This window comes from Frigoribacterium sp. AC759 (assembly GCF_979256015.1).
Window position 1 is genome coordinate 1 of record NZ_CEEDMT010000165.1, and the last position, 241, is coordinate 241.

1 protein-coding gene is annotated in these 241 nt (G+C 76.8%); it reads right to left on the minus strand.

Annotation, left to right across the window (positions count from 1 at the left end):
* Positions 1-241, minus strand: a 241-nt coding sequence (locus ACZ6JE_RS15515; RefSeq protein WP_464319527.1) for a hypothetical protein, incomplete at both ends; no start/stop codon positions are given.

Below are 241 nucleotides of genomic sequence, written 5' to 3' on the forward strand. Positions count from 1 at the left end.
TCTCGCGGCCGGAGACCCGACACGACGGCGACGACGGGCTCACGCGGCGCGGCGGGCGCGGCCGAGCGGTGACAGGCGTCGCCCAGCCGGAGGTCGGCGAGCGACTCGAGGTACGCGGCGGTCGAGTCGGGGTCGTAGCGGGCGACGACGTCGCCCTCGGGAGTCGTCGCCTGGGCCACGGAGCCGCCGCGCCCGAACTCGACACCCAGGGTCGCGACGACCGAGACGGCCCACTCGAAGG